At 68.2% G+C, this 5,127-nt stretch carries 4 protein-coding genes; 2 read left to right on the top strand and 2 right to left on the bottom strand.

All coding sequences use genetic code 11. From position 1 onward, the window contains the following. The first annotated feature begins 134 nt into the window (after positions 1-134). Both ACIRA7_RS14795 and ACIRA7_RS14790 read left to right on the top strand, forming a co-directional pair. A complete protein-coding gene (locus ACIRA7_RS14795) occupies positions 135-1,316 on the top strand; it encodes a M24 family metallopeptidase (protein WP_396221617.1) in 1,182 nt (393 codons plus the stop codon). Next, complete coding sequence (locus ACIRA7_RS14790; protein WP_396221616.1) at positions 1,313-2,158, top strand: carboxypeptidase-like regulatory domain-containing protein; 846 nt, start codon at positions 1,313-1,315, stop codon at positions 2,156-2,158. The genes ACIRA7_RS14795 and ACIRA7_RS14790 overlap by 4 nt, the downstream gene beginning before the upstream one ends. A gap of 168 nt (positions 2,159-2,326) precedes the next feature. Here the strand turns inward: ACIRA7_RS14790 and ACIRA7_RS14785 are convergent, their stop codons facing one another. Beyond that, the gene (locus tag ACIRA7_RS14785; RefSeq protein ID WP_396221615.1) at positions 2,327-4,072 is read right to left on the bottom strand and encodes an ABC transporter ATP-binding protein; all 1,746 of its coding nucleotides are present in this window, start codon (positions 4,070-4,072) and stop codon (positions 2,327-2,329) included. Further along, positions 4,069-4,977, bottom strand: a complete 909-nt coding sequence (locus tag ACIRA7_RS14780; protein WP_396221614.1) for a heme o synthase — start codon at positions 4,975-4,977, stop codon at positions 4,069-4,071. The genes ACIRA7_RS14785 and ACIRA7_RS14780 overlap by 4 nt, the downstream gene beginning before the upstream one ends. Between the last annotated feature and the right edge of the window lie 150 nt (positions 4,978-5,127).

Below are 5,127 nucleotides of genomic sequence, written 5' to 3'. Positions count from 1 at the left end.
TCGAGCATGTGATGTGTCGTGCGCGCGGTGATCGCCACTGTCAGTGGCGCGCCGAGTGGCGCCGCCGCTGATTTGTTGCCAGGCGCCGCCGAATCGTCGGTGTCGCGCGTTGTGCCCCTGACATCCCGACTGCCATGCTGACCCCCGAAATGCTGCCGCGTCTGCAGCAGTTGCTTGCCGACGCCGATCTCGACGGATGGTTGTTGTACGACTTCCGAGGTACGAACGCCATCGCATCGGGGCTGTTGGGCTTCGACGGCCTCGTGTCGCGTCGGGTGTTCGCGCTGGTGCCACGCGAGGGCCTTCCCATCGGGATCGCGCACGCGATCGAGCCGGGCCCGTGGGCGCGCTGGCCGAAGGCGTGGCCGCTACGCACCTATACTGGATGGCGCGCGCTCGAGTCGGAGGTCGCGTCGCTGGTGCAGGGCAAGCGCGTTGCCATGGAATACTCGCCGGGTGACGCCATCCCGTATCTCGATCGCGTGCCAGCCGGCGTCCTCGAACTCGTACGCGCCAGCGGGGCCACGGTGGTGTGCTCGGGTGATCTCGTGTCGCAGATCTACGCTACGTGGACCCCCGACCAGCTGCGGTCGCACGAACGTGCGGCCGATCGCATCATGCACATCGCGCATGAGGCCATCGCGTACGCCGGCACGATGGTCGCGGCGGGAACGCCCGTGGCCGAGCATGAGCTGCAAGCGCGCATTATCGAGGCGTTCGACCGCGCCGGACTAGAGACGCATCACGGCCCCGACGTGGCCGCCAGCGAGAATGCCGCCAATCCGCACTACATGCCGTCGGCCTCCTCGCCTCGGCTGATTCAGCGCGGCGACACGCTGCTGATCGACCTGTGGGCCCGCGAGAAGAACGGTGGCGTGTACGCCGATCAGACGTGGATGGCCTCCATGGGGACGCCGAGTGCGCGCGTGGTCACGGTGTGGGAAGCGGTGCGCGATGCCCGCGATGCGGCGCTCGCGTTGCTGCAGAGCCGTATCTCGGCCGGCCTACCGGTGCGTGGCGGTGAAGCCGACGACGCGGCGCGGGCCGTGATCGAGGCGCGCGGATTCGGCCCGCAGTTCTGGCATCGCACCGGACACAGCATCGACTCACGTGAGCTGCACGGGTCGGGGCCGCAGATCGACAATCTCGAGTCACGCGACGATCGACTGCTCATTCCCGGCGTCGGGTTCTCGATCGAGCCGGGGATTTACCTGCCCGGCGAGTTGGGGGTACGCTCCGAGGTCAACGCGTATGTGGCCGAGGACGCGTTGCTGGTGACGCCCGGTGTGCTGCAGCGCGACCTGATCGTGGTGTGAGGGCGCGCGAGAACGGCTGGCGTCCGTGGATTCTTGTGCTGGCGTTGGTCGGCTGCGGCGAGTCGAAGCGGCCGGACGAGGACAACGGGCGCATCGCCGATGTCACGGTGGAGCCCGGGGCAGACCACGCCATGGCGGTGCCGAGGGACAGCGCGGTGCTGTCGCTGGCGCGAGCGGCCGGCGGTGCCGATGGGCGGCAGTACACTGTCGCACCGCCGGCGAGCGGCGGCGTCATCGTGGGGAGGATCGGCGGCGGCTCGCCGCGTGACACGAGCATCACTCCCACGCACGATCTGTCGGTGTGCCGTCCGTTCACGCAATCGCTGGTGCCCAGCCGCGATGGCGGCGTGGGGAACAGCGTGGTGTGGTTGGTGGGTGTGGCCGCTGGTCCCCGCGACGACGCGCCGCGCCGGGTGCGCGTGCTGCTCGACGGGTGCCGCCTGGATCCGCGCGTACAGCGCGTCGCCGCCGGCGGCACGGTGATGATCACCTCGCGGGATGCGATGACGACGCGCCTGCAGTTCGTCGACGTGGGCGGCGCGTCGGCGTCGCGCGGCACGGTGCTGTTCAACGACGCGGGGCAGGTGGTGCCCACCAGCGACGCGGCCAAGGTGCCGGGGTTGGTGCAGATTCGCGACGATCTGCATCCGTGGGTGCTCGCGTATCTGGCGGTCACCCCGCATCCGTTCGTGGCCGTCACCAGCGCCGACGGACAGTTTCGCTTCGACAACGTCCCGCCGGGCCGATATGCCCTCGTGATCTGGCACGAGCGATTCGGCGTGAAGCAGCAGCGGGTGCGGGTCGACGCGCAGGTGGAGACGCGGATAGACCTGAAGTTCTGACGGTCTGCTCCCTCGCATCGCCGCGTGGCCCGGCCACTCACGTGAGTGTGGAGTTGTGGGTTCAAGTTGGGAGTGGTGAGTGGGCGAACTGTCGTTGCGTGACCCACGACTCGAAACGCGAACTCGGAACTCCCAACGCACCCAGCGTACCCAGCGCACCCAGCGCACTCAGCTCAGCTGGTGAAGCCGCGCAAAGAGCCCGTCTTCGCGCCCCAGCAGTTCGTCATGACTGCCAGTCTCCACGATGTGCCCCTGGTCGAGCACGACCACGCGATCGGCGCGGCGCACGGTGCTGAGGCGATGCGCGATCAGGAGCGTGGTGCGACCCTGCAGCAGCTGCTCGAGCGCTTGCTCCACGTACCGCTCGCTTTCGGTGTCGAGACTCGACGTGGCTTCGTCGAGGATCACCACGGCGGGATCTTTGAGAAACACCCGCGCGATCGCGATGCGCTGGCGCTGCCCGCCGGAGAGCTTTACCCCGCGCTCACCCACGCGCGCATTCCACTGGTCGGGGAGTCGCTCGATGAACTCCCACGCGTGTGCCGCCTGCGCCGCACGCATGACGTCAGCGTCGCTCGCATCGGGACGGGCATATGCGATGTTCTCGCGGATGCTGCCGCTGAACAACACCGGTTCCTGCGGCACGATCCCGATGGCATCGCGCAGCGTGTCGAGCGCGAGGTCGCGGATGTCGATGCCGTCGAGCGTAATGCGTCCCGCCGTGACATCCCAGAAGCGCGGCAGCAGGCTCGCAATCGTGGTCTTGCCGGCGCCTGAACGCCCGACCAGCGCAACGACGTCACCCGGCGCGATGTCGAGCGAAATCTCCCGCACGACATCGGGGAGGTCTGGCTGGTAGCGGAACGCGACGGACTCCAGGGCCACCGCACCGCGCACCGGCCCGGTGAAGCGACGCGGGTGCGCGGGATCGCGCACGGTGGGTTGGGTGTCGAGCAGTTCAAACACGCGGGTCGCGGCGCCGACGGCTTCCTGAAAGTTGCCGAACAAGGTGGCCAACGATCCCACGGCCGCGGCGACGAACAGGGCGTAAAACAGGAACGCCACGAGTGTACCGGCGGTCAGCTTTCCCTCGACCACCTGCGCGCCACCCTGCCAGAGCACCGCCGCCACCGAGCCGAAGGCCACGAAGCCCACGACGCCGAAGAACAGCGCCCGCACGCGCGCGCGCTGGACGGCCACGCCCACGAGGTCGTGCAGCAGCGCGCCGAATCGCTCCGTCTCGATGCCTTCACGCGTGAAGCTCTGGACGGTGCGGATGGCGCCGAACGATTCGTCGGCCATTCCCATCGCCTCGCCGATGCGGTCCTGCACGCTCGTGCTCGCCCGGCGCAGTGCGCGCCCGAAGGTGAACGCCGCGCCGATGACCAGCGGCACCACCGCCAGCGTGGTGAGCGTGAGGCGGGGGTTCGTCACGAACATCATCGCGATGCCGCCAATCAGGAATAGCGTCTGGCGCGACAGCTCGGAGATCCACGTGCTCAGCAGCGACTGCAGCAGGGCGAGATCGCTGCTCAGGCGGCTGGTGAGTTCACCGGTGCGGCGCTCGGTGAAGAACGCCGGCGACAGCCGGATGAGGTGCGCGTACGTCTGCTCGCGCAGCGTGGCGATGATCCGCTCGGTGGAAGAGCTGAGCAGAAACACCTGGACGAAGTTCGCGACCGCCTGCACCGCGAAGACTCCGACCAACCCCAACGCGATTCGGTCCAGCGCCCCGCGATCCTTGAGGACAAACGCGGCGTCGAGCAAATACCGCAGCACCGCGGGGAACACCAGCCCCGCCGCGGCCGCGACCACGAGAAAAAAGAAGGCGACGGCCAGCCGCGCGGTGTAGGGCCGTACGAGTGGCGCCAGCCGTGCCAACGGGCGCGGCGACGCGGCCCGCCGCGATGTCACGGCGCGATCGCCCGATCGACCGCCATCGCGAGAAAGAGCAGGGCCAGATACAACAGCGAATACTTGTAGACCCACCACGCCGGACCGGTCCACGGCTTCGACGCACGCGCGGCGAAGAGCACCTTGAGCACGCCACCCATCAGCAGCGCGTTCAGTACGATCGCCGACACCAGATACAGCGTGCCGAAGGCGCCGAACAGCACCGGTAACAGCGTGAGCACGATGAGGATGACGGTGTACCACACCATCTGGTACATCGTCTCGCGCTCACCCCACACCAGCGGCGCCATCGGCACCTTGGCGCGGCCGTAGTCCACCTGCTTGAGCAGGGCGAGCGCCCAGAAATGCGGCGGTGTCCAGTAGAACACGATCAGGAACAGGCAGAGGGCCGACACATCGAGCGTGCCCGTGACCGCCGCCCACCCCACCAGCGGGGGAAACGCGCCGGCCGCACCACCGATCACGATGTTCTGCGGCGACGACCGCTTGAGCCACCGCGTGTAGATGAACACGTAGAAGTAGAACCCGGCCAGGGCGAGCCCCGCCGTGAGGACGTTCACGAACTGCGCCAGCATCCACGTCGCGAACGCGGCGCAGGCGACTCCGAAGGCGAGCACTTGGATGGGCGACATGCGCCCGCTCGGAATCGGACGCAGGCGCGTGCGCGCCATGACGTCGTCGATGTCGCGGTCGAGGTACATGTTGACCGCATTCGCGCCGCCGGCCATGAGGTAGCCGCCGATGGTGACCAGCAGCACCAACAACAGCGACGGCGAGCCGGCTGCGTACATGGGCGCGACCGTCGTCACGAGCAGCAGCGAGATGATGCGCGGCTTCGTCAGCGCGATCAGATCGCGCGACAGCGGCGTCGGGGCCTTGTCGGGGTCCAACACGACGCCGGTCACTGGGGCAGGGCGCGATATGCGCCAAAGAAGACGGCAATCAGTCCACCCACCGGCAGGACCACCCACAGGATCTCCGTCAGCCGATGCGGCGTCGGAACCTGAGAGGAGGAGGGGAGGATGGGCAGCGTACGGAAGACGGCGCGCAGAATG

This window comes from Gemmatimonas sp., assembly GCF_044376735.1.
GTDB lineage: Bacteria > Gemmatimonadota > Gemmatimonadetes > Gemmatimonadales > Gemmatimonadaceae > Gemmatimonas.
This window is presented reverse-complemented; position numbering and strand designations above follow the sequence as displayed.

Excerpts from the sequence above, each read along its gene's own strand:
- ACIRA7_RS14795 (WP_396221617.1), top strand. The coding sequence starts at position 135 with ATGCTGACCCCCGAAATGCTGCCGCGTCTGCAGCAGTTGCTTGCCGAC.